Here is a 1,171-nt window from a genome sequence, read left to right as displayed (position 1 = left end):
GTGGCCGGCGGCAAGGCGGGCAGCGTGTCGTGCGTGATCTGACGATCGGCCGCGCCGTTGCCGTGGAAGGCATAGCGCGGCACGCCGCTGGCATCCACGCTCACCACGCTCAGCGTGCTCGGCGCATCGCTGCGCAGGATGAGCGAGATGTCGACGGACTCCGACCGGAGCGATTCGAGCAGCCGCTCGCCGAGTGCGTCGGTCGACAAGCCCGTGAGGAAGGCCACCGGCCTCGCCATCCGCGCGAGCCCCTGGGCCACATTGAGTGGCGAGCCGCCGATGCGCGCGTCCAGCGCCATGCCGGTGGGGGTGGGCTCACCCATGTAGACATCCATCAGCGCTTCGCCGCAAACCACGAACATGGCGGTTCTCCTGCTCAGCGGGGTGTTTGCCAGCCCTTGTAGTCCTTGACGTTGGCGCGCGTGATCAGGGTCGACGGCAGCAGCGTCATCGGTGTTGCCGGCTTCTTGCCGTTGAGGATGTCGTGTCCGATCTCGACCGCCTTCTGCGCGATCATGTACGGATCCTGGCTGGCCGATGCCTGCACCTGCGTATCGGCCTTGAGCGCGGTCTCGATGTCCGGCGCGCCGTCGACCGAGGTGATGATGATGTTCTTGCGGTTGAGCTGCTTGGCCGCGAGGTCTGCGCCGATGGCCTGCGGGTCGTTGATGGCGAAGACGGCGTCGACCTTCGGAAAGCGCGTCAGGTGGTTCTGCATCACGTTCAGGCCGCCTTCGCGCGAGCCCTTCGCGTCCTGGTCGTCCGAGAGGATCTTGATGTCGGGGCTCTTCTTGAGCACCGTCTTGCAGCCGTTGACGCGGTCGACCACGGCGGAGACCTGCGGCCCGTTCTGGATGATCACGTTGCCCTTGCCGCCGAGCTTCTCGACGATGAACTGGCAGGCGATCTCGCCGGCCTGCACGTTGTTGGTCTGCACCGTTGCGTCCGAGCCGTTGGCCGCCACGTCGACGCCGACCACCACGATGCCGGCCTTCTTCGCCTTCATCAGCGCGGGTTCGATGGCCTTGGCGTCCACCGCGTTGACGAGGATCAGGTCCGATCCCGCGGAGATGAAGCCGTCGATCTGCGAGAACTGCTTGTTCAGGTCGTAGTCGGCCGACAGCGCCGTGACCTTGGCATTGGGGTTGTACTGCTTGGCCTTGGCCTCCGC

The 1,171-nt window shown here is 66.0% G+C and carries 2 protein-coding genes; both read right to left on the bottom strand.

What is annotated here, in order from left to right:
* The coding region (locus tag QTH97_RS36930) for a PfkB family carbohydrate kinase (protein WP_286573755.1) at positions 1 to 362 on the bottom strand (362 nt) is incomplete at its 3' end.
* A 14-nt stretch (positions 363 to 376) separates the two neighbouring features.
* Positions 377 to 1,171, bottom strand: a 795-nt coding sequence (locus QTH97_RS36925) for an ABC transporter substrate-binding protein (RefSeq protein ID WP_286573753.1), incomplete at its 5' end; no start/stop codon positions are given.

It is taken from the genome of Variovorax gracilis (assembly GCF_030317115.1).
Lineage (GTDB): Bacteria > Pseudomonadota > Gammaproteobacteria > Burkholderiales > Burkholderiaceae_C > Variovorax > Variovorax gracilis.
This window is presented reverse-complemented; position numbering and strand designations above follow the sequence as displayed.